This is a genomic window from Microbacterium sp. (genome assembly GCF_051953575.1).
In the GTDB taxonomy this organism is placed as follows: Bacteria; Actinomycetota; Actinomycetes; order Actinomycetales; family Microbacteriaceae; genus Microbacterium.
Genome location: NZ_JBQCIP010000006.1, coordinates 1 through 22,220, shown reverse-complemented (window position 1 = coordinate 22,220; position 22,220 = coordinate 1). Strand labels below are relative to the sequence as shown.

Here is a 22,220-nt window from a genome sequence, read left to right as displayed (position 1 = left end):
AGCAGCGCCTGGAGTGTGTGGATCACGCCCTCCATCGTGAGCATGAAGTGCGTGGCGATGAGGTCGGACGACGCCGCCGCCCACAGCACCGCATAGAAGAGGACGCCCGCGACACCGATCGCCGTGCGCGTGGCCGCGTTGCGCGGTCGTTCGGCGATGTGGTGCTCGCGCTTGTCGCCCGTGACCCACGCCTCGATGAACGGATAGAACAGCACGGTGAGGATGAACAGCCCCATCACGGCCACCGGCACGATGATGCCGAACGACCAGGTGCGGTCGAACAGCACCACGTCCCAGTTCGGCGGGGCGAGGCGCAGCGCACCGTCCGCGAAGCCGATGTACCAGTCCGGCTGCGTGCCCGCCGAGATGGGCGAGGGGTCGTACGGCCCGTACACCCAGAACGGCAGGATCTGGAAGAAGGTGCCCAGCAGCGCGATCACGCCGAACACGAGGAAGAAGAACCCGCCCATCTTCGCCGCGTAGACCGGCATGATCGGGTAGCCCACGACGTTGTCGTTCGTGCGGCCGGGGCCGGCGAACTGCGTGTGCTTGTTGATCACCATCAGCATGAGGTGGACGACGAGCAGTCCGACGAGGATCGCCGGCAGCAGCAGGATGTGCAGCGTGTAGAGGCGCCCCACGATCGCCGTGCCCGGGAACTCGCCGCCGAACAGCAGGAACGAGGTCCAGGTGCCGATGAGGGGGATGCCCTTGACCATGCCGTCGATGATGCGGAGGCCGTTGCCCGAGAGCACGTCGTCGGGGAGCGAGTAGCCGGTGAAGCCCTCGGCCATCGCGAGGATGAACAGGATGAAGCCGATCACCCAGTTGAGCTCGCGAGGCTTGCGGAACGCGCCCGTGAAGAAGACGCGCAGCATGTGGACGCCGATGCCGGCGACGAACACGAGAGCGGCCCAGTGGTGCATCTGGCGCACCAGAAGACCACCGCGGATGTCGAACGAGATGTTGAGCGTCGACGACATGGCCGCCGACATCTCGATGCCCCGCATCGGCAGGAACGCGCCGTTGTAGTGGGTCTCCACCATCGATGCCTGGAAGAAGAACGTGAGGAACGTTCCCGACAGCAGGACGACGACGAAGGCCCAGAGGGCGATCTCACCCAGCATGAACGACCAGTGGTCGGGGAAGATCTTGCGACCGAGCTCCTTGACGAAGCCCGACAGGCTCGTCCGCTCGTCGATGTAGTTCGCGGTGGCGCCGATGAAGCGCCCGCCGAGGGGCTTGTCGCGCCCGGTCGTCGACGCGGGTGCCACAGGCGCCTCAGGCTCGGTGACGGTTGCGGTGCTCAATGACGCTCCCAGAAGCTCGGGCCGACGGGTTCGGTGAAGTCGCTCCGCGCGACGAGGTAGCCCTCGTCGTCGACCGTGATCGGCAGCTGCGGCAGAGGACGCGCAGCCGGGCCGAAGATGACCTTGGCGTGGTCGGTGACGTCGAACTGCGACTGGTGGCAGGGGCAGAGCAGGTGGTGGGTCTGCTGCTCGTACAGGGCGACGGGGCAGCCGACGTGCGTGCAGACCTTGGAGTACGCGACGATGCCGTTGTACGACCACTCCTTGCGGTCTTCGCTCTCGGTGAGCTGCTCCGGCAGGAGGCGGACGAGGAGGACGAGGGCCTTGGCCTTCTCTTCGAGGTACCCGTCGCTGTGCGAGACCTTGGCCAGCTCCTCGGGGATCACGTGCACGGCCGAGCCGAGCGTGAGGTCGGCGGCCTTGATCGGCTCGCCCGAAGGATCGTGCGCGAGGCGCATGCCCTTCTTCCACATCGTGTGCTCGAGCAGGTACACCGGGTCGCCCGCGTGGGGGTGCTCGGGGGAGTTGAACGGCGCGAGTCCACGGAACAGCACGACGCCCGGCACGACAGACGCGACCAGTGCCGCGATCAGCGAGTTGCGGATCATCACGCGGCGTCCGAACCCGGACTCCTCGTTGGCGTCGGCGAACGCCTGGATCGCCGCTTCGCGCGTCGTGTCGCGGCCGCGGGTCGCGTGCCGGGGCTCGACGAACTCCTTGTCGGACATGACGGCCTTCGACCAGTGGATGGCACCGATGCCGATGGCCAGCAACGCGAGGGCGATGCCGAGTCCGATGAAGAGGTTGTTGCTGCGGATGTCGACGATCCGGCCGCTCTCGATCGGGAAGAGCATGTAGGCGGCGACCGCCCAGATGCTGCCCGCGATCGAGAGGTAGAAGAGGGTGTAGACCGTGCGAACGGCGCGCTGCATCGCGGCCGGGTCCTTGTCGGTGACCCGTGCACGGTGCGGCGGAAGCCCAGGGTTGTTCACCGGGTCGCTGACCGCTACGGCGAGCCCGGGGGAGGGCTTCCAGGAAGCCCTCTCGTGCTCGAGCGGGTCGTCCTCGTGGGCCATGCTGCTCCTCAGTCGGTATTGCGTCTTATGAACGTGATCAGTTGGACTTCGCCGTGATCCACACGGTGATGGCGATCAGCGAGCCGATGCCGAAGATCCAGATGAAGAGGCCCTCGGAGACGGGGCCGAGCGAGCCGAGCGAGAATCCGCCCGCCGACTCGTTGTCCTGCAGGTAGAGCAGGTAGGTGATGATGTCGCGCTTCTCTTCGGTCGTCAGCGTCATGTCGTTGAACACGGGCATGTTCTGCGGACCGGTCACCATCGCCGCGTACATGTTGAGCGGGGTGGTGGTGTGGAGGTTGGGCGCGTACTTGCCCTCGGTGAGGGCCCCGCCGGCGCCGGCGACGTTGTGGCACATCGCGCAGTTGATCCGGAAGAGCTCGCCGCCCTCGGCTGCGCTGCCCTCGCCGTCCAGCACTTCCTCATCGGGGAAGGTCGGGCCGGGGGCGATCGACTGGACGTACTCGCCGATCGCGGTGATCTGCTCGTCGGTGAACTGCACGGGCTTCTGCGGAGCCTGCGGGCCTTGCATCTGCAGCGGCATGCGCCCGGTGCTCATCTGGAAGTGCACGGCCAGCTCGCCGACGCCGTAGAGCGACGGGCCGTCGGCCGTCCCCTGGACGTCGAGGCCGTGGCACGTGGCGCAGTTGGCCTGGAAGAGCTTCTTGCCGTCTTCGGCGGTGAGTGCGGACTTGGTCGCCGTCTCGGGCGTGGTCGCCGCCATCGCGGCGGACGCTCCGGCGTACACGCCGCCGGTGATGAGCAGGCCGATGCCGATCAGTGCGGCGGCGGCCCAGGGGCTCCGGCGGCCCTTTGAGCGGCGCGTGGTCTCTCGTGCCATGTCGGGTTACAGCTCCGCTCTCACTTGAGGAAGTAGATGACGAGGAACAGGGCGATCCAGACGACGTCGACGAAGTGCCAGTAGTACGACACGACGATGGACGAGGTCATCTCCTTGCGCCCGAAGTTCTTGACGGCGTACGCACGGCCGATCACCAGGAGGAAGGCGATGAGGCCGCCGGTGACGTGGAGGGCGTGGAAGCCGGTGGTGAGGTAGAAGGCCGACGCGTACGCGTTCGCGTAGATCGGGAGGCCTTCGGTGACGAGCTGGGCGTACTCCCACACCTGACCGGAGACGAACAGCGCGCCGAGCGCGAACGTCAGCCAGAACCACTCGACCATGCCCCAGCCGAGCCAGCCGCGCTTCTTCGTGGAGTAGGGCTGGAACCGCTCAGCGGCGAAGACGCCCATCTGGCACGTGACGGACGACAGCACGAGGATGATCGTGTTGACGGTCGCGTACGGGACGTTGAGGTTCTGAGTGCTCTCGGCCCACAGGTCGGGAGAGGTGCTGCGCAAGGTGAAGTAGATCGCGAAGAGGCCCGCGAAGAACATCACCTCGCTGCCGAGCCACACGATGGTGCCGACAGCGACCGGATCCGGCCGCTTGACGGACCGCATGGCCTGGGAGTAGGTCGCTGTGGAGGTCGTCACGCTCCCCATTATGGCCGATCCGGGCCGCCGATTTTCGCATCGGAGGGCATCGATTTGCCCTGACGCGGACTTAGGGGCACCTAAAAGAACACCGGGACTCTGCCGTGAACACGTGGTGAAGACGCAGAATCGCCCGCCGTGCGACGCCGTGTCACGAATCTGTTCCGATTCCCGTGCACGGCTAGGCTTCTGCGTTATGGCGGAGCTGTACACCTGGCCGGGAATCCTCACCACGCTGCTGGAGCGGCGCGACCTCAGCGTCTCGGAGTCGACGTGGGCGATGCGGCGGATCATGTCGGGCGAGGCGACCCCGTCGCAGCTCGCGGGATTCCTCGTCGCGCTGCGTGCCAAGGGCGAGACGGTCGACGAGATCGTGGGCTTCCGGGACGCGATCCTCGAGGCCGCGCTCCCGCTTCCGGTGGATGCCGCCGTGCTCGACATCGTGGGCACAGGAGGCGACCGCTTCGGCACGGTGAACGTCTCGACCATGTCCGCCCTCGTGGCGGCGGCATCCGGAGTCCCCGTCGTCAAGCACGGCAACAAGGCCGCGAGCTCGTCCTCGGGGTCGTCCGACGTCCTCGCCGCGCTCGGCGTGGACCTGACGCTCTCGCCCGAGGCCGTCGCCGAGACGCTGTCGCAGGCGGGCATCACGTTCGCGTTCGCGTCGGCGTTCCACCCCGGCTTCCGGCACGCGGGGGCGACCCGCAGCGAGCTCGGCGTCCCGACGGTGTTCAACTTCCTGGGGCCGCTGTGCAATCCTGCGCGCGCCGAGGCGAACGCGGTCGGGGTGGCGCACCTCGACCGGGTGCCCCTGATCACGGGCGTGTTCCGGACGCGCGGCGCGACCGCGCTCGTGTTCCGCGGCGACGACGGGCTGGACGAGCTGACCACGACGGGTCACAGCCGGCTGTGGGAGGTGAGCCGCGGCGACATCCACGAGCACGACCTCGACCCGCGCGACCTCGGCATCCCGCTGGCCGACATCGACGACCTGCTCGGCGGCGAGCCGGCCTACAACGCCGAGGTGGTGCGCCGCGTGCTCGGGGGCGAGTCCGGGGCGGTCCGCGACATCGTGCTGCTCAACGCCGCGGCGGGCATCGTCGCCTACCGGCTCTTCCGCGACGCCACCGAGGTGCAGCGCCCCATCCTCGAGCGCCTGGCCGAGGCGCGCGACGACGCCGCGGCGGCGATCGACAGCGGCGCCGCCGCCCAGACCCTCGACCGCTGGGTCGAGGTCACGCGCTCGCTGGCCTGACGTTATTCACGGCCTGCCTCTACCGGAGCGTCGCCGCCGCCCGCTAGCGTGTGCGGCAGGCCCACGCCACGACTGGAGGACGCCATGACCGATGACACCGCAGCCCCGTCCGCACCGCTCGACGGATCCGTCGAACCGCCCGCCCGCAAGCTCGGCGGGGTCAAGGTCGTGGGGGTGCTCGGCATCATCGCCGGCATCCTGCTCATCGTCGTCGGCCTCGTCGCGTGGATCGCGGTGTCGACGCAGCTGCGCGAAGAGAACATCACGGTGTCGGACGACGCGATGGCATTCGCCGGTGCGCAGGTCGCAGGTCCCTTCACCGCGTACGCGCAGGCCGAGGTGATCCAGAAGCACGCGCTGGAGATGGCCGACGGACAGACGTACGCAGAGCTGCCGATGGACGACCCGGTGCGCGCGACCGTGATGGACGCGTCCTTCCTGCGCGCCTCGCTGTTCACGTCGGTCGTGTCGTTCGGGGTCGCGGCCTTCGCGATCGGGATGGGCATCCTGTCGATCCTGTTCGGCTGGGCGCTGCACCGCCTCGCGGGGGCTCCCGTGGTGGTCAGGCGCGCCCAGATCGCGCCGTGACGTCCGGTTCGCGGTGAATCCGCACGACGCGCTCACCGAGATCGCGACGCTCCTGGAGCGCGAGCGGTCGTCGCGCTACAAGTCGAAGGCGTTCCGCGCGGCCGCGGACGCGATCGAGGGGCTCACCGACGCGGAGCTGCGGGATGCCGCATCCCTTCGCCATCGCAAGGGTGTCGGCGACTCCACCTTCGCCGTCATCCAGCAGGCGCTCGCGGGGGAGGTGCCGGGGTACCTCGCCGACCTGCGGGAGCGGGCCGGAGTCGAGCGAACCTCGACCCTGCGCAAGAAGCTGCGGGGTGACCTGCACTCGCACAGCGACTGGTCGGACGGGCTCACTTCGATCGACCTCATGGTCGACGCGGCGCGAGCGCTCGGCCACGAGTACCTCGCCCTCACCGACCACTCGCCGCGGCTGCGGGTGGCCAACGGGCTGTCGCCGGAGCGACTGCGCTCCCAGCTCGAGGTGGTCGCGGGCATGAGCGGCGACGGCTTCACGCTCCTGTCGGGCATCGAGGTCGACATCCTCGACGACGGCGCCCTCGATCAGGACCCCGATCTGCTCGGCGAGCTCGACGTCGTGGTGGCCTCGGCCCACTCCAAGCTGCGCATGGACCGCGGGCCGATGACCCGGCGGCTGGTGGCCGCGGCATCCGATCCTCACACCGATGTGCTGGGGCACGTCACCGGCCGGCTCGTCGAAGGATCGCGCGGCACCCGGCCGCCGTCGACCTTCGAGCCCCGACCCGTCTTCGAGGCCTGCTACGCGCACGGCGTCGCCATCGAGATCAACTCTCGCCCCGAGCGTCAGGATCCCCCCGACGAGCTCATCGCGCTCGCGCTGGAGATCGGATGCCTGTTCTCGATCGACTCCGACGCCCACGCGCCCGGGCAGCTCTCGCTGCTCGACTACGGCGCCGAGCGTGCGGAGCGGCTGGGGGTGCCGCCGGAGCGGATCGTCACCACATGGCCCCTGGAGCAGCTGCGGGAGTGGACCGGACGCGAGCGCGGCGCGTAGCCCCGATCGCGCCCGGCCGCCCTCACTGCGGCGCGTTCGCCCGCAGCACCTCCAGGCGCGCGCGGTACTCGGTCTCGTCGATGTCGCCCTGGGCGAAGCGCTCGGCGAGCGTGGTCTCGGCCTGGCGGGCCGGGGTGCGCCCGTACGGCCCGTAGCCGCCGGCGGCGGCTGCGCGGCGCCAGCGACGGCCGAACACGGCGAACAGCACGGCGATGAGCGTGATCCAGAACAGGGGGATCAGCAGGAACCACCAGCCGAATCCCCAGGGACCGACGAAGTGTGCGGCCACGATTCCCGTGGCGAGTGCAGCGGACATGCGGAATCCTCTCTCGGAGCCGGTCGCACCGGGATGGGCGAACGGATGCCTCCAGTCAAGGCAGGTCGAGGCATCCGCGAATCTGCCCGCAGGAGTGTTCGGGACTGCTCCCCGGGCAGTATGCGGAGCCGCGCCGCAGCGGTCGGGCTACGACCCGACGAGTCCGGACTCGTACGCGACGATGACGAGACGGACGCGGTCGCGGGCGTGCAGCTTCTGCATGATGCGTGACACGTGCGTCTTCGCGGTGAGCGGCGACAGGTACAGCCGCGCGCCGATCTCGTCGTTCGTGAGACCCTCGGCGACCAGGCGCAGCACGTCGACCTCGCGCTCGGTGAGCGTCTGCAGCAGCTGAGGGTCGGGTGCCTGGCGCAGTCCCGCCGCCGCGCGGTCGAGCAGGGTGCGGGTCACCCCGGGTGAGAGCAGCGCGTCGCCCTCGGCGACGGCGCGCACCGCGCGGATCAGGTCGGCCGGCTCGGTGTCCTTCACGAGGAATCCGCTGGCACCGGCGAGCACCGCCCGCACGACGTACTCGTCGAGCTCGAAGGTGGTGACGATCACGACGCGTACGCCCGACAGCGCCGGGTCGGCGGAGATCTGCTCGGCGGCCCACAGTCCGTCGCCGTCCGGCATCCGGATGTCGACGAGGGCGACGTCGACGGGCGTCTGCCGGAGTGCGCGCAGCAGTTCCTGACCGCCGGACGCCTCGGCGACCACCTGGATGCCGGGCTCGGAGTCGAGCAGCGCCCGGAAGCCGGCCCGCACCAGCTGGTGGTCGTCGGCCAGGGCCACGCGGATCATGCGGCACCTGCCCACGGGAGGCGGGCGACGACGGACGTGCCCCGCGCTCCACTGTCGACGGTCAGGCGGCCCCCGGCGAGCTCCGCGCGTTCGCGCATGCCGCGCAGCCCGCCGCGCTCGGGGGCGGAGGCCGGGATGCCGGCGCCGTCGTCCGCGATCGTCAGCACGAGGTCGGCGGCCTCGCGTGCGACCGTGACGGTGGCATGCGATGCTGCGGAGTGCCGCACGACGTTGGTGAGCGCCTCCTGCGCGATCCGGTACGCCGTGGTCTGCACCGCGCTCGGAGGCGCGTCGCCGGCGAGGCGGTCGTCGAGCGAGACCGTGAGCCCCAGCCCCGACCTGCCCGCGACGAGTCCTGGCAGCTGGCCGAGCTGCGGCTGCGGGGTCAGGGGAGCGGTGTCGGGCGCGGCGAGCTCGTCACCTCTCAGGAACGCGAGCACGCCGCGCACCTCGTCGAGTCCGGTGGCGCTCAGCGCGCGGATGTTGGCGAGCGCCTCACGCGCACGCTCGGGCTCGCGGTCGAACAGGTGAAGCCCGACCCCCGACTGCACGGCGATCTGGCTCAGCGAGTGCGCGAGGACGTCGTGGAGCTCGCGCGCGATGCGCGTGCGTTCCTCCTGCTCCGCGGCGCGGCGACGCGCGGTGAGCTGGGCGCGGCGCTCCTGGGCGCCGCGGAGCCGTGCGCGCACGCCCTCGCCGATCACGAAGCACAGTGCGAGGCCGACGGTGGCGAGCGCGATGCGCGCCGGATGCCACTCCGCGACGCCGACCGGCGCCGCAGCGGCGAGCGTCGCCGCCGCGAGCTCAGGTCCGATGACGGCGATGAGCCACGCCGCTCCGACCGAGATCAGGGCCCAGGCCCGGGCGCCGCGCACCACGGCTCCGATGATCGCGAACACCAGTGCGACCGGCGGCGGCCCGCCGACGGGCGGGACGAACAGGTCGACCAGGGCGAGCGCGGCCACGACGGCGACCGTCGGGCCCGGGAACCGCCGTGCCGCCAGCAGTGCGAGGGCGGAGGCGGCCGCGAGTGCGATGCTCGTCACCGCCGCCCACACGGGCACGGCCTGCCACCACGACAGCCCGATGGTGCCGGGGATCTGCACGAGCAGCGAGACGAACACGGGCACGAGGAGCACGACCGCGGGCGGCGGGCGGAAGCGGGCGCCCGGGTCGTCGCCGTCAGCGTGACGCCCCGCCGCGGCGGTCGCCGTCGCGCCGTATCTCGCGGGGCCAAGCATGCGGTCGATGCTACGCCGGACGGCTCTGTGAGGAGTCTGACCGCGGGAGCGGCGCTCGTACTCCCGGGGGAGTACGAGCGTGCTTGTCAGACCGCGTCGAGGGCGTCGACGATGCGCGTGACCGCCGTGCCGAGCGACCAGCGCTCGGCGAGGGCCACGGCTTCGGCCTTCGCGGTGTCGTCGAGGGGGCGCAGGCGGTGGTCGGGCACGTCCAGCGGCAGGTCGCGCACCACCGCGACGACCTTCGGCGCCACGGCGAGATAGGGCAGGCCCGCGAGGACCTTCGCACGCACGCCGGCGGACATGCCCTCGCCGGCCTCGGCGGCCGCGACGATCCCGTCGAGATCGCCGTGGGTGGCGAGCAGGCCCGCGGCGGTCTTCTCGCCGATGCCCGCCACGCCGGGCAGGCCGTCCGACGAGTCGCCGCGCAGCGTCGCGAAGTCGGCGTACTGCGAGGGCAGCACGCCGTACTTGCCGACGACCGCGGCATCGGTGAGGACCTCGAGGTTGCTCATGCCCCGCGCGGTGTAGACGACGCGCACCTCGCGCGCGTCGTCGACCAGCTGGAACAGGTCGCGGTCGCCGGTGACGATGTCGACGGGCATGGTCGCGGTGGTGGCGAGCGTCCCGATGACGTCGTCGGCCTCGTGCTCGGGGGCGCCGACGATGCGGATGCCGAGCGCATCCAGCACCTCGCGGATCACCGGCACCTGCGCCTCCAGCGGGTCGGGGACCTCTTCGACGTCGGGTCCGCCCGCGACGACCTCGGCGACCCGGTGGGTCTTGTAGGTCGGGATCAGGTCGACGCGCCACTGGGGACGCCAGTCGTCGTCCCAGCACGCGACGAGATGCGTCGGGCGGTACGTGGTGACGAGCCTCGTGATGATGTCGAGGAAGCCGCGCACGGCGTTGACCGGTGTGCCGTCGGGAGCCCGCACGGTGTCGGGCACCCCGTAGAACGCGCGGAAGTAGAGGGACGCGGAATCGAGCAGCATCAGGCGGTCGGTCACGCGTTCATCCTGGCACGCGCGTCCGACGCCGTGCGCGCGACGCGGACCGCTCCCGCGCACGTGCGGACACCGGCCGTTCACCTGAGCGACCGATGCCGGTCGCCCGTCGGCCCCCGTCTCGTTCACGTCTCGCACTCACCGTGGGGAGACAGCCGGAAAGGGGTGACGCGATGGGCCGTGACGATGTGCTGGCATGGGTGGAGTCTCCGCTGCAGCTGCTCGGCGCCGCGGAGTGGGCATCCGCCCACCACACCGCGGTGCCGGTGGCGGGCAGGCTGACGCCGCAGATCTCGGCGACCGCAGAAGAGCTGCTCGCGCGCGGCGCCCGGTTCAGCGACCTCGAACCGTACCTCGGCATCCCGTGGCGCCTGCTGGCGAGCCACGGCCACTGGCTCGTCGGCGACGGGTACTCGGGCCAGTTCCGGCTCGCCGCCGCGGTGCTCCGGCCGCACCGCGTCACGTTCCTCGACGACGGTGCGCATGCCGTGGCGTTCGCGGACACCCTGCTGGGCCGGCGGCCGTACGCCCGGCCGAACGTGCACGAGCGGGGCCTCACGACGATTGCGGCGCCTTTCGCGGCCGAGCTGGTCCACCGTCGTGCCGGCGTGCGGCGGGCCGGGATGTTCACGGCGTTCGACCTCGGCGGGGACCGCCTGGACGCCCTCGCCGACCAGGGGTTCGGCATCCGTCGTCACGACTTCTCGTGGACCCGCGCGACCGCGCCCGCGCCCGCCGGGCTCGGCCCCCGCATCGTGCTCGGCAGCGCCCTGCCGGTGGACGGCCGCATGCTGCTCGTCGACTACGTGCGCTGGGTGCGCGGGGTCGCGGCCGACGGCGCGGTGTACCTGCCGCATCGCCGCGAGACAGAGGAGCAGCTCGGCGCCGTGGCGACCGTGCCCGGGGTCCGCATCCACCGGACCGGCCTGCCCGTCGAGCTCGTGCTCGCCGGCGCCCGCGAGCCGCTCGAGGTGCTGACGCTCCCCTCGAGCACCACGACGACGCTGCCCCTCGTGCTCGCCGGCACGGGCGCGGTGGTGCGGACCGTGCGCGCGACCTCCAGCCGCGCCGCTCGAGGGCATCGGACGGCGGCATGAGCGAGACGGTCGCGATCATCCCCGCCCGCGGCGGGTCGAAGGGCATCCCTCGCAAGAACGTGCAGCGGGTCGGGGGCGTGCCGCTCATCGCGCGAACCGTCGCAGCCGCGCAGCAGAGCCCGGCGATCGGCCGGGTCGTCGTGACCACCGACGACGCCGACATCGCGGCGGTCGCCGCCGAATGGGGCGCCGACATCGTCGGACGGCCCGCCGACCTCGCCGGGGACGAGGCGAGCTCCGAGAGCGCGCTGCTCCACGCCCTGGACGACCTCGCCGGCCGCGGAGTCGACGTCGGGGTCGTCGCCTTCCTGCAGGCGACCTCTCCGTTCATCGACGTCGACGCGCTCACCGACGCCGTGCATCTGGTGCGGTCACGCCGGCGCGACAGCGTCTTCTCGGCCGTCGAGACCTACGGCTTCCTGTGGGAGAAGGGCGCCGGAGGCGCGGCAGCCGCAGTGAACCACGACCTGGAGTTCCGTCCGCGCCGGCAGGACCGAGACCCGCACTACCTCGAGACCGGTGCCTTCTACGTCATGCGCGCGGCCGGATTCCGGGCGGCGCGCCACCGCTTCTTCGGCAGTATCGGCATCGCCGAGGTGCCGGCGCGCACCGCGATCGAGATCGACACCGTCGACGAGCTGGAACTCGCGCGCGCGATCGCCTCGCTCGTGGACCGGCCAGCCCCGATCGACGTGGATGCCGTCGTCACGGACTTCGACGGCGTCCACACCGACGACACCGTCCGTGTCGACCAGCACGGCGTCGAGTCGGTGGTCGTGAGCCGCTCGGACGGGATGGGGGTGTCGCTGCTGCGGGATGCCGGCATCCCTCTCCTCATCCTCTCGACCGAGGCGAACCCCGTCGTGGCGGCCCGTGCCCGCAAGCTCGGCGTCGACGTCATCCAGGCCGTGCACGACAAGGCCGCGGCGCTGCGCGAGTGGGCGGACGCCCACGGCGTGCGGCTGTCGCGCATCGCCTACCTCGGCAACGACGTCAACGACCTGCGGTGCCTCGACCTCGTCGGCTGGCCGATCGCAGTGCCCGACGCGCACCCCCTCGTCCTGTCCGCCGCGCGTGTCGTCCTCGATCGCCCGGGCGGCGTGGGCGCCGTGCGCGACCTCGCCGACCGCGTGCTCGCCGGCCGGGCGGCGGCATCCGCTCCTCTCACCACCACGCCCCCCACAAGCCCCCAGGAGGCATCATGACCGTCACGATCGGATCCCGCGTCGTCGGAGGCGGACGCCCCGCGTACGTCATCGCCGAGATCGGCCTGAACCACAACGGCGACGTCGAGATCGCCAAGCAGCTGATCGACGTGGCCGCCGACGCCGGCGCCGATGCGGTGAAGTTCCAGAAGCGCACGCCCGAGATCGCGACGCCGGAGCACATGCGCGACATCCCGCGCGAGACGCCGTGGGGCACGATGAGCTACCTCGACTACCGCCGCCGCGTGGAGTTCGACCGCGACCAGTACATCGAGATCTCGGACCACGCCCTGCTGCGCGGCCTGGAGTGGTTCGCCTCGCCCTGGGACGTGCCCAGCGTGGCGTTCCTCGAGGACCTCGGCGTCGTCGCACACAAGGTCGCCTCCGCTTCGCTCACCGATCGCGAGGTGCTGGAGGCGCTCCGCGACACCGGCAAGCCGGTCATCCTGTCGACGGGCATGTCGACGATCGAGCAGATCGACGCCGCCATCGACGTGCTGGGCACCGACCGCCTCGTGCTCATGCACGCCACATCGACGTACCCGATGGAGCCCGACGAGGCGAACCTGCGCATGATCCCCTCGCTGCGCGACCGTTACCCCGGCGTGCCCGTCGGCTACTCGGGCCACGAGCGCGGACTGCAGATCTCGGTCGCCGCGGTCGCGCTCGGCGCCGTCGCCGTCGAACGCCACATCACGCTCGACCGCACGATGTGGGGCTCGGACCACGCGGCGTCGCTGGAGCCCGCAGGTCTCAAGAACCTCGTGCGCGACATCCGCGTCATCGAGGCGGCGCTCGGCGACGGCGTCAAGCGCGTGTACCCCGGCGAGCTCGCGCCCATGGCCAAGCTCCGCCGCGTCCCGGCGTGACGAGCCGGGGCGGCCGCGCGCCGCGCGTCGTCGCGATCGCCGACACGGACTCCTACGTGAAGTGGGCGGCCGCCCTCTTGGGTGCCGAGGGCGAGCGTGTGGATTCCGCGCTCCTCGTGCTCGAGACGCCCCTGGTGGTAAGCGACACGCAGCTGGCGGCTGCGCTCTCGGGCAGCGGGCTCGCCGCGGGCCGCGTCGAGCGCATCGCGTACGGCGACCTGGCGGAGCGGCTGATGCAGTTGCGCCCAGACGCCGTGCTGCTCGGAGCCCGCGGCCCTCTCGTGCGCGTGCTCGCGCGAGAGATCGCGGGGCTGGACCCCCGCCCGGTGCTCGTGACCGGCCTGCCGGGCATCTCGATCCCGGCGACCCGCAAAGCCATCGTGTACCGCATGCAGTGCGACATGTTCGTGGTCCACTCGCGCCGCGAGCTGCGCGAGTTCGGCGCGCTGTCGGCGCGCACGGGCTATGCGCACCGCTACGCCCTCGCGACGCTGCCGTTCGCGCGCGGCGCGGCGGCGACGGCGCGTGCGAGCGGCGGCACCGATCTGGTGTTCGCGACGCAGGCGAAGATCCCCGCCGGACGGGAGGACCGGCTGCGCATCGCCCGGCTGCTGGTGGCGGCAGCGGAGGCCGATCCCGGCCGTCGTGTCGTCGTGAAGCTGCGGGCCGCGGCCGGCGAGCATCAGACCCACCTCGAGCAGGACGGCTACCCCGAGCTGCTCGCGACCCTCGGGCCCGTCCCGCCGAACCTCGTCACGTCGACGGCGCCGATGGGCCGGGCGCTGGACGAGGCCGAGGGACTCGTGACGGTCAGCTCCACCGCGGCGATCGAGGCGATCGCGCGAGGGGTGCCCGTCATCGCGCTCGACATGTTCGGCGTCTCGGCCGCGCTCATCAACGAGACGCTCGCCGACGCCGATCTGCTGGCGGGTGAGGCGGACATGGTCGCGCGGCGGTTCCGGCATCCGGATCCGGAATGGCTCGACGACAACTACTTCCACCCGCCGGCCGACGACGACTGGACCGCGACGATGGCGCGCCTCGTCGCCCGGCGAGCGGACGGCACCCTGCCGCCGCGCGCGCCGCTGGCCCGACGCGGCGGACCGCTGCGTGACGCGTGGGAGCGCCGGGTCGCACTCGGGCGCAGCGACACCTCGCTGGCCGGGACGGTCGCGTACGCGATCGGGATGCCGTCGCGCGCCGCGGTGCGGTTCGTGACCCGCGCGCGGCGCGCCCTGTCGGGGTCGACCGCCGGTCCGGGAAAGGACACGGACGCGAGCACGTCGGACGAGCGGACGGAAGAAGCCGGCGATCACGTCCGGGGGAATGCGGATCGCCGGCTCCGGGCGGGTCGTTGAGACCGCCCCTCGTGCCCTCCGGGGGGTCGGGCACGAGGTGGGGTCCCGGGCGACGCGGCGCCCTGCGGGGGGAATCGCGGGGGAGCCTGGGGGTGCCCCTCCGCGATGTCGAGATCACCTTCCCAACCGAGTCTGTGAGAAGGCTATGGCGGCGCCACATGAAGGCTCGATGCGCGCCGTGCACCTCCTGGAACCGCTCACACGGCGGGCGCCGCGCCGCCGTCGACTGCGCGCCGCGCGTCCCGACGGGGCGGTTGCGGGCGTAGTCTCGTGCGATGACCACCGCCGCCGTCCGCACCGAGCTGCGAGCGCTGCTCGACGAGCTGCGCGAGTCGGCGACCGTCCGCCTCGCCGCGAACGAGCAGACCCTTGCCGAGCTGCGCGCCGACCGCGGCGCGGACGTCGCCGACGACGAACACGACCCCGAAGGCGTCACCCTGTCGGGCGAGTGGTCGCGCGCGGTCGCCTTCGCCGAGGCGGAGCGGCGCGAGCTCGCCGAGATCGACGAGGCCGTGGCCCGCTGGGAGGCCGGCACCTACGGGGTGTGCGTCGACTGCGGCCGCGGCATCCCGATCGCACGCCTGCGGGTGCGACCGTTCGCGACCCGCTGCGTCTCGTGCGCCGAGAAGGCCGGCGCCTGAATGTCGTTCGGCCCCGGAGCAGGCGCGTCCCGCGCGCCCGGCGACGGCTTCGTGCGCCCGGCGGCGGGCGATCCGTGCCCCTGTGGGAGCGGCGACCGGTTCGACGCATGCTGTCGCCCCGTGCTGCAGGGCACGCCGGCGCCGACCGCGGAACGGCTGATGCGTTCCCGGTACACGGCGTTCGTCGTGGGAGACGCGCGGTACCTGGAGGCGACGTGGCACCCCGGCACGCGCCCCGACGCTGTCGATCTCGACCCGCTGCAGCGGTGGACGGGCCTGCGGATCCTCGCCACCGAAGCGGGCGGCCCGGGGGCCGCGCGCGGCGTCGTCGAGTTCCGGGCGGCCTGGCGGCACGGCACCGAGCACGGGGTGCTGCACGAACGCAGCCGCTTCGTGCGGCAGAGCGGCCGCTGGTGGTACCTCGACGGTCGCATCGATCCGTCCTGACCGGCCCCGCCCCTGCCGCCCGCCGCTACCGTGAGACGCATGACCACTCAGGCTGACAAAGCACAGACCCTCGCGCGCCTCCACGCCGCTCCCGAGATCCTCCGCGTCGTGAACGTGTGGGATGCCGTCTCGGCGCGCGCCGTCGCCGCGCTCCCCGAGACACGGGCCATCGCGACCGCCGGCCACTCGATCGCCGCGAGCTTCGGGTACCCCGACGGCGGCATCCCGCTGGAGCTGACCCTCGACATGCTGGGACGCATCGTCGAGGCGGTCGGGGACCTCCCGGTGAGCGCCGACCTCGACGGCGGCTACGGCGACGCGGGCGAGACCGTTCGCCGCGCGATCGGCAAGGGCGTCGTCGGCGCCAACGTCGAGGACCGCCTGCGCCCGCTCGACGAGGCCGTCGCGGCCGTCGAGGCGATCGTCGCCGCAGGCGCCGCCGAAGGCGTGCCCTTCGTGCTGAACGCCCGCACCGACGCCTTCGCGCGCGGCGGCGGCCGGCCGGTCGAGGAATCGCTCGCGGATGCCGTCGAGCGCGGCCGCGCCTATCTCGATGCCGGAGCCGACCTGGTGTTCGTGCCCGGCATCCTCGATGCCGACATCACGCGTCGCCTCGTCGAGGGGATCGGCGAGCGCAAGGTCAGCGTCATCGGGCTTCCGGGCGCGCTCTCGTCGACCGAGTACGAGGCGCTCGGCGTCGCCCGCATCTCTTACGGCCCCATGACGCAGCGGGTCGCGCTGACCGCGCTGCAGGACGCGGCGGCCGAGCTATACGCCGGGGGAGTCCTGCCCGCCGGCACGCGCGCGCTGAACTGACGTGCACGAGGGGACCGGCCCGCGGGGAATCCCCGCGGGCCGGTCGCTGTTGACGCAGGCATGGATCCGGTGCCCGTCGACGTCGTCGTGATCGGCGGAGGCCAGGCCGGGCTCTCGGCCGCGTACCACCTGCAGCATCGGGGGTTCACCCCGCTGCGCGACGGCGCGGGGGAGCGCACCTACGTCGTGCTCGACGCGAACCCGGCGCCGGGAGGCGCATGGCAGCACCGCTGGCAATCGCTGCGGATGGCCACGGTGAACGGCATCCACGAGCTGCCGGGTCACGCGGTGCCGCCCGCCGACCCGTCGGCGGCGAGCCGCGAGGTGCTGCCGGCGTACTTCGCCGACTACGAGGAGCGCTTCGCCCTCGACGTGCGCAGACCGGTGCGCGTCACGGCGGTCCGCCGGGCCGATGAGGATCCGGCCGGTCGCCTGCTCGTCGAGACGGACGGGGCGACGTTCGCGGCGCGTCACGTCATCAACGCCACCGGCACGTGGACGCGACCGTTCTGGCCGCGATACCCGGGACAGGAGAGGTTCCGCGGCCGCCAGCTGCACGTGGCCGACTACGTCTCGGCGGACGAGTTCGCCGGCAAGCGCGTCGTCATCGTCGGCGCCGGCGTCTCGGGCGTCCAGCTCCTCGACGAGATCTCGCACGTCGCCGACACCTTCTGGGTGACGCGGTGCGAGCCCGACTGGCGCGAGGACGACTTCGACATCCCCGCGCGGGTGGCGGCGATCGCCGGCGTCGAGGACCGCGTCCGCCGCGGCCTCCCGCCCGGAAGCGTCATCTCGGTGACCGGCATGCACTGGACGCCCTGGGCGCGGGCTGCGCAGGCGCGCGGCGTGCTGGTGCGGCATCCCATGTTCACCGCGATCGAAGAGGACGGCGTCCGGATGCCGGACGGCTCGTTCGAACCCGCCGACGTGATCCTGTGGGCCACGGGGTTCCGTCCTGCGCTCGACCATCTGGCGCCGCTGCACCTGCGGACGCCCGAGGGCGGCTTCCGCGTCGAGAACGGCCGGTCGATCGATGAGCCGCGCCTCTTCCTCATCGGGTACGGGCCGTCGCAGTCCACCGTCGGCGCCAACAGGGCGGGCCGCGACGCCGTGCGGGCGATCATCGCGGACGAGGCGGACGAGACGGCCGGTGCGCTCGTCGCCTGACGGATGCGCCCGACGCGCGTAGCGTGAGACGAAAGAGGGGAACGCACATGGCACGCATCCTGATCTTCGGCGGGCACGGCCGGGTCGCCCTGCTCCTGGAGCCGCTGCTCGTGGCCCGCGGACACACGGTGACCGCCGTGATCCGCAACGCCGCCCACGAGGACGAGGTCGCTGCCACCGGCGCGCAGCCGCTCGTGGCCGACGTCGAGAGGCTCGACGTCGCTCAGCTGGCGAACATCATCGCCGGCAACGACGTGGTCGTCTGGTCCGCCGGCGCCGGCGGCGGCGACCCCGCCCGCACCTACGCGGTCGACCGCGACGCGGCCATCCGCTCGATGGACGCCGCGTCCGCGGCGGGCGTGCTGCGGTACGTCATGGTCTCGTGGATCGGTTCACGGGCCGACCACGGCATCGGGCCCGACGACTCGTTCTTCCCCTACGCCGACGCCAAGTGGGCGGCTGACGCGCACCTCGCGTCCACGGGCCTGGATTGGACGATCCTCGCGCCGGGCACGCTGACGCTCGACGCGCCCACCGGCCGCGTCGCCCTGGACCCGCCCGGCCGCGGCGCGGTGCCACGCGCCGACGTCGCCGAGGTCATCGCGGCGACGATCGCGCAGGACGCCACGATCGGGCGCACCATCCGCTTCGGCGCAGGAGACGAGGTCATCGGCCACGCGATCGCGTGAGCACGCCGGCGCGCCTAGGCTCGGAGCATGCTCGCCACCGTCATCCATGCCGCCCGGGACATCCGCGTCGAGGACGTGCCCGACCCCGTGCTGTCCACCGGCGCCGACGCGATCGTCCGGGTCGTCGCCGCCTGCGTGTGCGGCTCCGACCTGTGGCCGTACCGCGGGATCACGCCCACGAAGCGGCCTCACCGCATCGGCCACGAGTTCGTGGGCATCGTCGAACAGGTCGGACCCGACGTGCAGTCGGTCCGTGAGGGCGACTTCGTCATCGCGCCGTTCTACGTGTGCGACGGCACGTGCGTCAACTGCCGCAACGGCGTCAGCACCTCGTGCCTCCACGGCGGATGGTGGGGGAGCGACGACCGCTTCGGAGGCTTCGCCGACGGCGGGCAGGGCGAGCGCGTGCGCGTGCCCCTGGCGGACGGCACCCTCGCGGTCGTGCCCGGCCCGGTGGCGGACGACGAGATCCCCGGCCTGCTGACGCTCAGCGACGTCATGGGTACCGGACACCACGCCGCCGTCTCGGCCGGCGTCTCGTCCGGCGATGCGGTGGCGGTGGTCGGCGACGGCGCCGTCGGACTCTGCGCGATCATCGCGGCCAAGCGCCTCGGCGCCACCACGATCATCGCGATGTCGCGGCACCCGCAGCGCCAGGAGCTGGCGCGCGAGTTCGGTGCGACCCACATCGTCGAGGAGCGCGGTGATGCCGGCGTCGAGGCCGTCCGTGCGCTCACCGGCGGGATCGGCGCCGACCGGGTGCTGGAGTGCGTCGGCACCAAGGAGTCGATGGACCAGGCGCTGCGCTCCACCCGCCCCGGCGGGATGGTCGGCTACGTGGGGGTTCCCAACGGCGGCCCGGAGCTCCCGGTCCGACCCATGTTCGACCGCAACGTCGGCGTCAACGGCGGCGTCGCACCCGTCCGCGGGTACATCGCGGAGCTCCTGCCCGACGTGCGGTCCGGTGCGATCAGGCCCGGCCGCGTGTTCGACCTCGAGCTGCCGCTGCGCGACGCCGCAGAGGCCTATGCTGCGATGGACGAGCGTCGCGCGACCAAGGTGCTGCTGCGCCCCTGACCCGCTTCGACGACGCGCCCGCGCGCCTGCGCGGCTGCGGGCTCGCGTGCGGTACAACTGCAGAAGTCGAAGGGAACCCCGTGAAGATCGTCAAGCGCATCGTTCTGGTGCTCGTCATCGCGTTCGCGGCGTTCTACCTCATCACCCGCCCGCAGGATGCCGCCAACGCGGTCCAGGGTGCGATCGGCGCCGTGGTGGGCGCTGTCATGGCCGTCGTCGACTTCTTCGTGGCTCTCGCCGCGGGCTGATCGTGCTCGATCCGCGGATCGACAAGCACCTGATCTCGGATCAGGGCGAGTACGTCGTCGACGAGGTGCGCAAGCACTGGGCGGCGACCGTCTCGGCGGTGCTGGAGCTCGTGGGCGGCCTGGTCGTGTTCCTCCTCGGCTTCGTGGTGCCCCCACAGGCGTGGTGGCTCCCGGTGCTCGTGGGCGCCGGCATCGCCCTGCACGCCACGTGGCGCATCTTCGAGCAGCGCATGGACCGCTTCGTCATCACGAACATGCGCGTATTCCGAGTGCACGGCATCCTGTCGCAGCGGATCGCGACGATGCCCCTCGCCCGCATCCTCGACATCTCGGTGTACAAGCCGCTCATCGGCCGCATCGTCGGCTACGGTCACTTCGTCTTCGAGTCCGCCGCGCAGGAGCAGGGGCTGCGCGAGATCCGCTACGTCGGGGATCCCGACGCGCGCGGGCTCACCATCCAGCGCGTGATCGCCCAGGCCGGTCTGCGCGGCGCCGCAGGGCGGGGCGACCCGTCGATGGTGCCGTCGCCGGTGCAGCCTCCGTCCCCGCCTCCGGCGCCCGCCGAGACGCCCGCCACGGTCTCGGTCACGGCGGCGCCGCACGACGACACCCGCGCCACGGCGCCCGTGCCGGGCATCGAGCGGGGGAGCGCCCCGACCGGATGGGACTGGCTTGCCGACGCCCAGCGGCGCGAGGACGAGCGGCTGGCACAGTTGCGCGGCGAGCCTTCTCAGGGGTCCGCGCCGTACGATCCCGACCGCACGAACACCGCCCCGATCGACCTTCCTCGCTGACCTCGAGGATCGGTTCGGGAACATCGCGGGCGACCCCCGCGTTCTGGTACCCTGGAGTGTCACTCGTGTGGCTGTTTCGCCACGCCCGGAGCCGATCACGGCCTGGAACGCACCCGGCAAGGGGCACGAGGGGCATCGCAATGAAATCCGCTTCGCTTCGGTCTGAGGCATCCGTTCGCGTCCGCGCGTCGGAGGCCGCTGAGGGCCGGAGCCCGACATCCCAACCCAACAAGGACAACCCACTACATGACTAGCGCAACGACCGCCACGGCCACCAAGCAGGTCGCGATCAACGACATCGGCTCTGCTGAGGACTTCCTGGCCGCGGTCGAGAAGACCCTCAAGTTCTTCAACGACGGCGACCTCATCGAAGGCACCGTGGTGAAGATCGACCGCGACGAGGTCCTCCTCGACGTGGGCTACAAGACCGAGGGTGTCATCCCCTCGCGCGAGCTCTCCATCAAGCACGACGTCGACCCCAACGAGGTCGTCAAGGTCGGCGACGAGGTCGAAGCCCTCGTTCTCCAGAAGGAGGACAAGGAAGGCCGCCTCATCCTCTCCAAGAAGCGCGCTCAGTACGAGCGTGCGTGGGGCGACGTCGAGAAGATCAAGGAGAACGACGGTGTCGTCACCGGCTCCGTGATCGAGGTCGTCAAGGGTGGCCTCATCGTCGACATCGGCCTCCGCGGCTTCCTCCCGGCTTCGCTCATCGAGCTGCGCCGTGTCCGCGACCTGACGCCGTACCTCGGCCAGGAGATCGAGGCGAAGATCCTCGAGCTCGACAAGAACCGCAACAACGTCGTGCTCTCGCGCCGCGCCCTGCTCAAGCAGACGCAGTCCGAGTCGCGCACCACGTTCCTCAACAACCTCCACAAGGGCCAGGTCCGCAAGGGCACGGTCTCGTCGATCGTCAACTTCGGTGCGTTCGTCGACCTCGGTGGCGTCGACGGTCTCGTCCACGTCTCGGAGCTCTCGTGGAAGCACATCGAGCACGCGTCCGAGGTCGTCGAGGTCGGCCAGGAGGTCACCGTCGAGATCCTCGAGGTCGACCTGGACCGCGAGCGCGTCTCGCTGTCGCTGAAGGCGACGCAGGAGGACCCGTGGCAGGTCTTCGCCCGTACCCACGCGATCGGTCAGGTCGCGCCGGGCAAGGTCACCAAGCTCGTTCCGTTCGGTGCGTTCGTGCGCGTCGCGGACGGCATCGAGGGCCTCGTGCACATCTCGGAGCTGTCGGGCAAGCACGTCGAGCTCGCCGAGCAGGTCGTGTCGGTCGGCGAAGAGGTCTTCGTCAAGATCATCGACATCGACCTCGAGCGTCGCCGCATCTCGCTGTCGCTCAAGCAGGCGAACGAGTCGGTCGACCCCTACGGCACCGAGTTCGACCCGGCCCTCTACGGCATGGTCACCGAGTACGACGAGAACGGGGAGTACAAGTACCCCGAGGGCTTCGACTCCGAGACCAACCAGTGGAAGGAAGGCTTCGACGAGCAGCGCGAGAAGTGGGAGCAGGAGTACGCCGCCGCCCACGCTCGCTGGGAGGCCCACAAGGCTGCCGTCATCAAGGCCCTCGAGGCCGAGGCCGCCGCTCCGGTGGAGACCGGCTCGTCCTCGTACTCGTCCGACAGCGGCCCCGTGGGCACGCTCGCGGACGACGAGGCCCTCGCCGCTCTGCGCGAGAAGCTCTCGGGTCGCTGATCCTGAGCTGACGC

24 protein-coding genes are annotated in these 22,220 nt (G+C 71.6%); 16 read left to right on the top strand and 8 right to left on the bottom strand.

The window, feature by feature from the left end; genetic code table 11:
- From qcrB to ctaE, 4 genes are all read right to left on the bottom strand, one after another.
- Positions 1-1,310 (bottom strand): cytochrome bc1 complex cytochrome b subunit (qcrB, locus tag ACTHNQ_RS00555; RefSeq protein ID WP_440330500.1); only part of this gene is annotated, 1,310 nt, incomplete at its 3' end.
- Complete coding sequence (gene qcrA / locus ACTHNQ_RS00550) at positions 1,307-2,386, bottom strand: cytochrome bc1 complex Rieske iron-sulfur subunit (RefSeq protein WP_440330499.1); 1,080 nt, start codon at positions 2,384-2,386, stop codon at positions 1,307-1,309. The genes qcrB and qcrA, both read right to left, overlap by 4 nt.
- Before the next feature lie 37 nt (positions 2,387-2,423).
- On the bottom strand, positions 2,424-3,227 hold the full coding sequence (gene qcrC / locus ACTHNQ_RS00545) for a cytochrome bc1 complex diheme cytochrome c subunit (protein WP_440330498.1): 804 nt from the start codon (positions 3,225-3,227) through the stop codon (positions 2,424-2,426).
- Positions 3,228-3,247: 20 nt separating this feature from the next.
- A complete protein-coding gene (gene ctaE / locus ACTHNQ_RS00540; protein ID WP_440330497.1) occupies positions 3,248-3,889 on the bottom strand; it encodes an aa3-type cytochrome oxidase subunit III in 642 nt (213 codons plus the stop codon).
- Between the two features lie 187 nt (positions 3,890-4,076).
- Here ctaE and trpD point away from each other — a divergent pair, with 187 nt between their 5' ends.
- The 3 genes from trpD to ACTHNQ_RS00525 all read left to right on the top strand — a co-directional run bounded on the left by trpD (position 4,077) and on the right by ACTHNQ_RS00525 (position 6,738).
- Entirely contained in the window at positions 4,077-5,135 is a 1,059-nt protein-coding gene (gene trpD, locus ACTHNQ_RS00535; protein WP_440330496.1) for an anthranilate phosphoribosyltransferase, read from the top strand.
- A gap of 84 nt (positions 5,136-5,219) precedes the next feature.
- Positions 5,220-5,723 carry an aromatic ring-opening dioxygenase LigA gene (locus ACTHNQ_RS00530; protein WP_440330495.1) on the top strand — a complete coding sequence of 168 codons (504 nt, stop codon included), beginning with the start codon at positions 5,220-5,222 and terminating at the stop codon, positions 5,721-5,723.
- 13 nt (positions 5,724-5,736) lie between these two features.
- Positions 5,737-6,738, top strand: coding sequence for a PHP domain-containing protein (locus ACTHNQ_RS00525; protein WP_440330494.1), 1,002 nt, complete (start codon positions 5,737-5,739; stop codon positions 6,736-6,738).
- A 22-nt stretch (positions 6,739-6,760) separates the two neighbouring features.
- On the opposite strand, the gene ACTHNQ_RS00520 is transcribed toward ACTHNQ_RS00525, so the two are convergent.
- The 4 genes from ACTHNQ_RS00520 to ACTHNQ_RS00505 form a co-directional block, all read right to left on the bottom strand.
- Positions 6,761-7,054, bottom strand: a complete 294-nt coding sequence (locus ACTHNQ_RS00520) for an SHOCT domain-containing protein (protein ID WP_440330493.1) — start codon at positions 7,052-7,054, stop codon at positions 6,761-6,763.
- Between the two features lie 147 nt (positions 7,055-7,201).
- The gene (locus ACTHNQ_RS00515) at positions 7,202-7,855 is read right to left on the bottom strand and encodes a response regulator (protein ID WP_440330492.1); all 654 of its coding nucleotides are present in this window, start codon (positions 7,853-7,855) and stop codon (positions 7,202-7,204) included.
- Entirely contained in the window at positions 7,852-9,096 is a 1,245-nt protein-coding gene (locus tag ACTHNQ_RS00510; protein ID WP_440330491.1) for a sensor histidine kinase, read from the bottom strand. Before ACTHNQ_RS00510 ends, ACTHNQ_RS00515 begins: the two co-directional genes overlap by 4 nt.
- Positions 9,097-9,182: 86 nt before the next feature.
- Positions 9,183-10,106: a 5'-3' exonuclease gene (locus ACTHNQ_RS00505; RefSeq protein WP_440330490.1), complete on the bottom strand. Its 924-nt coding sequence runs from the start codon at positions 10,104-10,106 to the stop codon at positions 9,183-9,185.
- A 170-nt stretch (positions 10,107-10,276) separates the two neighbouring features.
- On the opposite strand from ACTHNQ_RS00505, the gene ACTHNQ_RS00500 reads away from it, so the two are divergent.
- From ACTHNQ_RS00500 to rpsA, 13 genes are all read left to right on the top strand, one after another.
- The gene (locus tag ACTHNQ_RS00500) at positions 10,277-11,200 is read left to right on the top strand and encodes a hypothetical protein (protein ID WP_440330489.1); all 924 of its coding nucleotides are present in this window, start codon (positions 10,277-10,279) and stop codon (positions 11,198-11,200) included.
- Complete coding sequence (locus tag ACTHNQ_RS00495) at positions 11,197-12,405, top strand: cytidylyltransferase domain-containing protein (RefSeq protein ID WP_440330488.1); 1,209 nt, start codon at positions 11,197-11,199, stop codon at positions 12,403-12,405. Before ACTHNQ_RS00500 ends, ACTHNQ_RS00495 begins: the two co-directional genes overlap by 4 nt.
- Entirely contained in the window at positions 12,402-13,274 is an 873-nt protein-coding gene (locus tag ACTHNQ_RS00490) for an N-acetylneuraminate synthase family protein (RefSeq protein WP_440330487.1), read from the top strand. The genes ACTHNQ_RS00495 and ACTHNQ_RS00490 overlap by 4 nt, the downstream gene beginning before the upstream one ends.
- Complete coding sequence (locus ACTHNQ_RS00485) at positions 13,271-14,632, top strand: DUF6716 putative glycosyltransferase (protein ID WP_440330486.1); 1,362 nt, start codon at positions 13,271-13,273, stop codon at positions 14,630-14,632. The genes ACTHNQ_RS00490 and ACTHNQ_RS00485 overlap by 4 nt, the downstream gene beginning before the upstream one ends.
- A 275-nt stretch (positions 14,633-14,907) precedes the next feature.
- A complete protein-coding gene (locus tag ACTHNQ_RS00480) occupies positions 14,908-15,273 on the top strand; it encodes a TraR/DksA family transcriptional regulator (protein ID WP_440330485.1) in 366 nt (121 codons plus the stop codon).
- Positions 15,274-15,720 (top strand): YchJ family metal-binding protein, encoded by a 447-nt coding sequence (locus ACTHNQ_RS00475; protein WP_440330484.1) that lies wholly within the window; start codon positions 15,274-15,276, stop codon positions 15,718-15,720.
- 39 nt (positions 15,721-15,759) lie between these two features.
- Positions 15,760-16,536, top strand: coding sequence for an isocitrate lyase/PEP mutase family protein (locus tag ACTHNQ_RS00470; RefSeq protein ID WP_440330483.1), 777 nt, complete (start codon positions 15,760-15,762; stop codon positions 16,534-16,536).
- 60 nt (positions 16,537-16,596) lie between these two features.
- Positions 16,597-17,703: an NAD(P)-binding domain-containing protein gene (locus ACTHNQ_RS00465; protein WP_440330482.1), complete on the top strand. Its 1,107-nt coding sequence runs from the start codon at positions 16,597-16,599 to the stop codon at positions 17,701-17,703.
- Between the two features lie 47 nt (positions 17,704-17,750).
- Positions 17,751-18,392, top strand: a complete 642-nt coding sequence (locus ACTHNQ_RS00460; RefSeq protein WP_440330481.1) for an SDR family oxidoreductase — start codon at positions 17,751-17,753, stop codon at positions 18,390-18,392.
- A gap of 27 nt (positions 18,393-18,419) precedes the next feature.
- Positions 18,420-19,469, top strand: a complete 1,050-nt coding sequence (locus tag ACTHNQ_RS00455; RefSeq protein ID WP_440330480.1) for a zinc-dependent alcohol dehydrogenase family protein — start codon at positions 18,420-18,422, stop codon at positions 19,467-19,469.
- Positions 19,470-19,549: 80 nt separating this feature from the next.
- On the top strand, positions 19,550-19,717 hold the full coding sequence (locus tag ACTHNQ_RS00450) for a hypothetical protein (protein WP_440330479.1): 168 nt from the start codon (positions 19,550-19,552) through the stop codon (positions 19,715-19,717).
- Between the two features lie 2 nt (positions 19,718-19,719).
- Complete coding sequence (locus tag ACTHNQ_RS00445) at positions 19,720-20,511, top strand: PH domain-containing protein (protein WP_440330478.1); 792 nt, start codon at positions 19,720-19,722, stop codon at positions 20,509-20,511.
- Between the two features lie 246 nt (positions 20,512-20,757).
- Complete coding sequence (gene rpsA, locus ACTHNQ_RS00440; RefSeq protein ID WP_440330477.1) at positions 20,758-22,206, top strand: 30S ribosomal protein S1; 1,449 nt, start codon at positions 20,758-20,760, stop codon at positions 22,204-22,206.
- The last annotated feature ends 14 nt before the right edge of the window (positions 22,207-22,220 follow it).

Coding starts and splice junctions, on each gene's coding strand:
- qcrA (WP_440330499.1), bottom strand. CDS start 2,386: ATGGCCCACGAGGACGACCCGCTCGAGCACGAGAGGGCTTCCTGGAAG.
- qcrC (WP_440330498.1), bottom strand. CDS start 3,227: ATGGCACGAGAGACCACGCGCCGCTCAAAGGGCCGCCGGAGCCCCTGG.
- ctaE (WP_440330497.1), bottom strand. CDS start 3,889: ATGGGGAGCGTGACGACCTCCACAGCGACCTACTCCCAGGCCATGCGG.
- trpD (WP_440330496.1), top strand. CDS start 4,077: ATGGCGGAGCTGTACACCTGGCCGGGAATCCTCACCACGCTGCTGGAG.
- ACTHNQ_RS00530 (WP_440330495.1), top strand. CDS start 5,220: ATGACCGATGACACCGCAGCCCCGTCCGCACCGCTCGACGGATCCGTC.
- ACTHNQ_RS00520 (WP_440330493.1), bottom strand. CDS start 7,054: ATGTCCGCTGCACTCGCCACGGGAATCGTGGCCGCACACTTCGTCGGT.
- ACTHNQ_RS00515 (WP_440330492.1), bottom strand. CDS start 7,855: ATGATCCGCGTGGCCCTGGCCGACGACCACCAGCTGGTGCGGGCCGGC.
- ACTHNQ_RS00510 (WP_440330491.1), bottom strand. CDS start 9,096: ATGCTTGGCCCCGCGAGATACGGCGCGACGGCGACCGCCGCGGCGGGG.
- ACTHNQ_RS00500 (WP_440330489.1), top strand. CDS start 10,277: ATGGGCCGTGACGATGTGCTGGCATGGGTGGAGTCTCCGCTGCAGCTG.
- ACTHNQ_RS00495 (WP_440330488.1), top strand. CDS start 11,197: ATGAGCGAGACGGTCGCGATCATCCCCGCCCGCGGCGGGTCGAAGGGC.
- ACTHNQ_RS00490 (WP_440330487.1), top strand. CDS start 12,402: ATGACCGTCACGATCGGATCCCGCGTCGTCGGAGGCGGACGCCCCGCG.
- ACTHNQ_RS00480 (WP_440330485.1), top strand. CDS start 14,908: ATGACCACCGCCGCCGTCCGCACCGAGCTGCGAGCGCTGCTCGACGAG.
- ACTHNQ_RS00475 (WP_440330484.1), top strand. CDS start 15,274: ATGTCGTTCGGCCCCGGAGCAGGCGCGTCCCGCGCGCCCGGCGACGGC.
- ACTHNQ_RS00470 (WP_440330483.1), top strand. CDS start 15,760: ATGACCACTCAGGCTGACAAAGCACAGACCCTCGCGCGCCTCCACGCC.
- ACTHNQ_RS00465 (WP_440330482.1), top strand. CDS start 16,597: ATGGATCCGGTGCCCGTCGACGTCGTCGTGATCGGCGGAGGCCAGGCC.
- ACTHNQ_RS00460 (WP_440330481.1), top strand. CDS start 17,751: ATGGCACGCATCCTGATCTTCGGCGGGCACGGCCGGGTCGCCCTGCTC.
- ACTHNQ_RS00455 (WP_440330480.1), top strand. CDS start 18,420: ATGCTCGCCACCGTCATCCATGCCGCCCGGGACATCCGCGTCGAGGAC.
- rpsA (WP_440330477.1), top strand. CDS start 20,758: ATGACTAGCGCAACGACCGCCACGGCCACCAAGCAGGTCGCGATCAAC.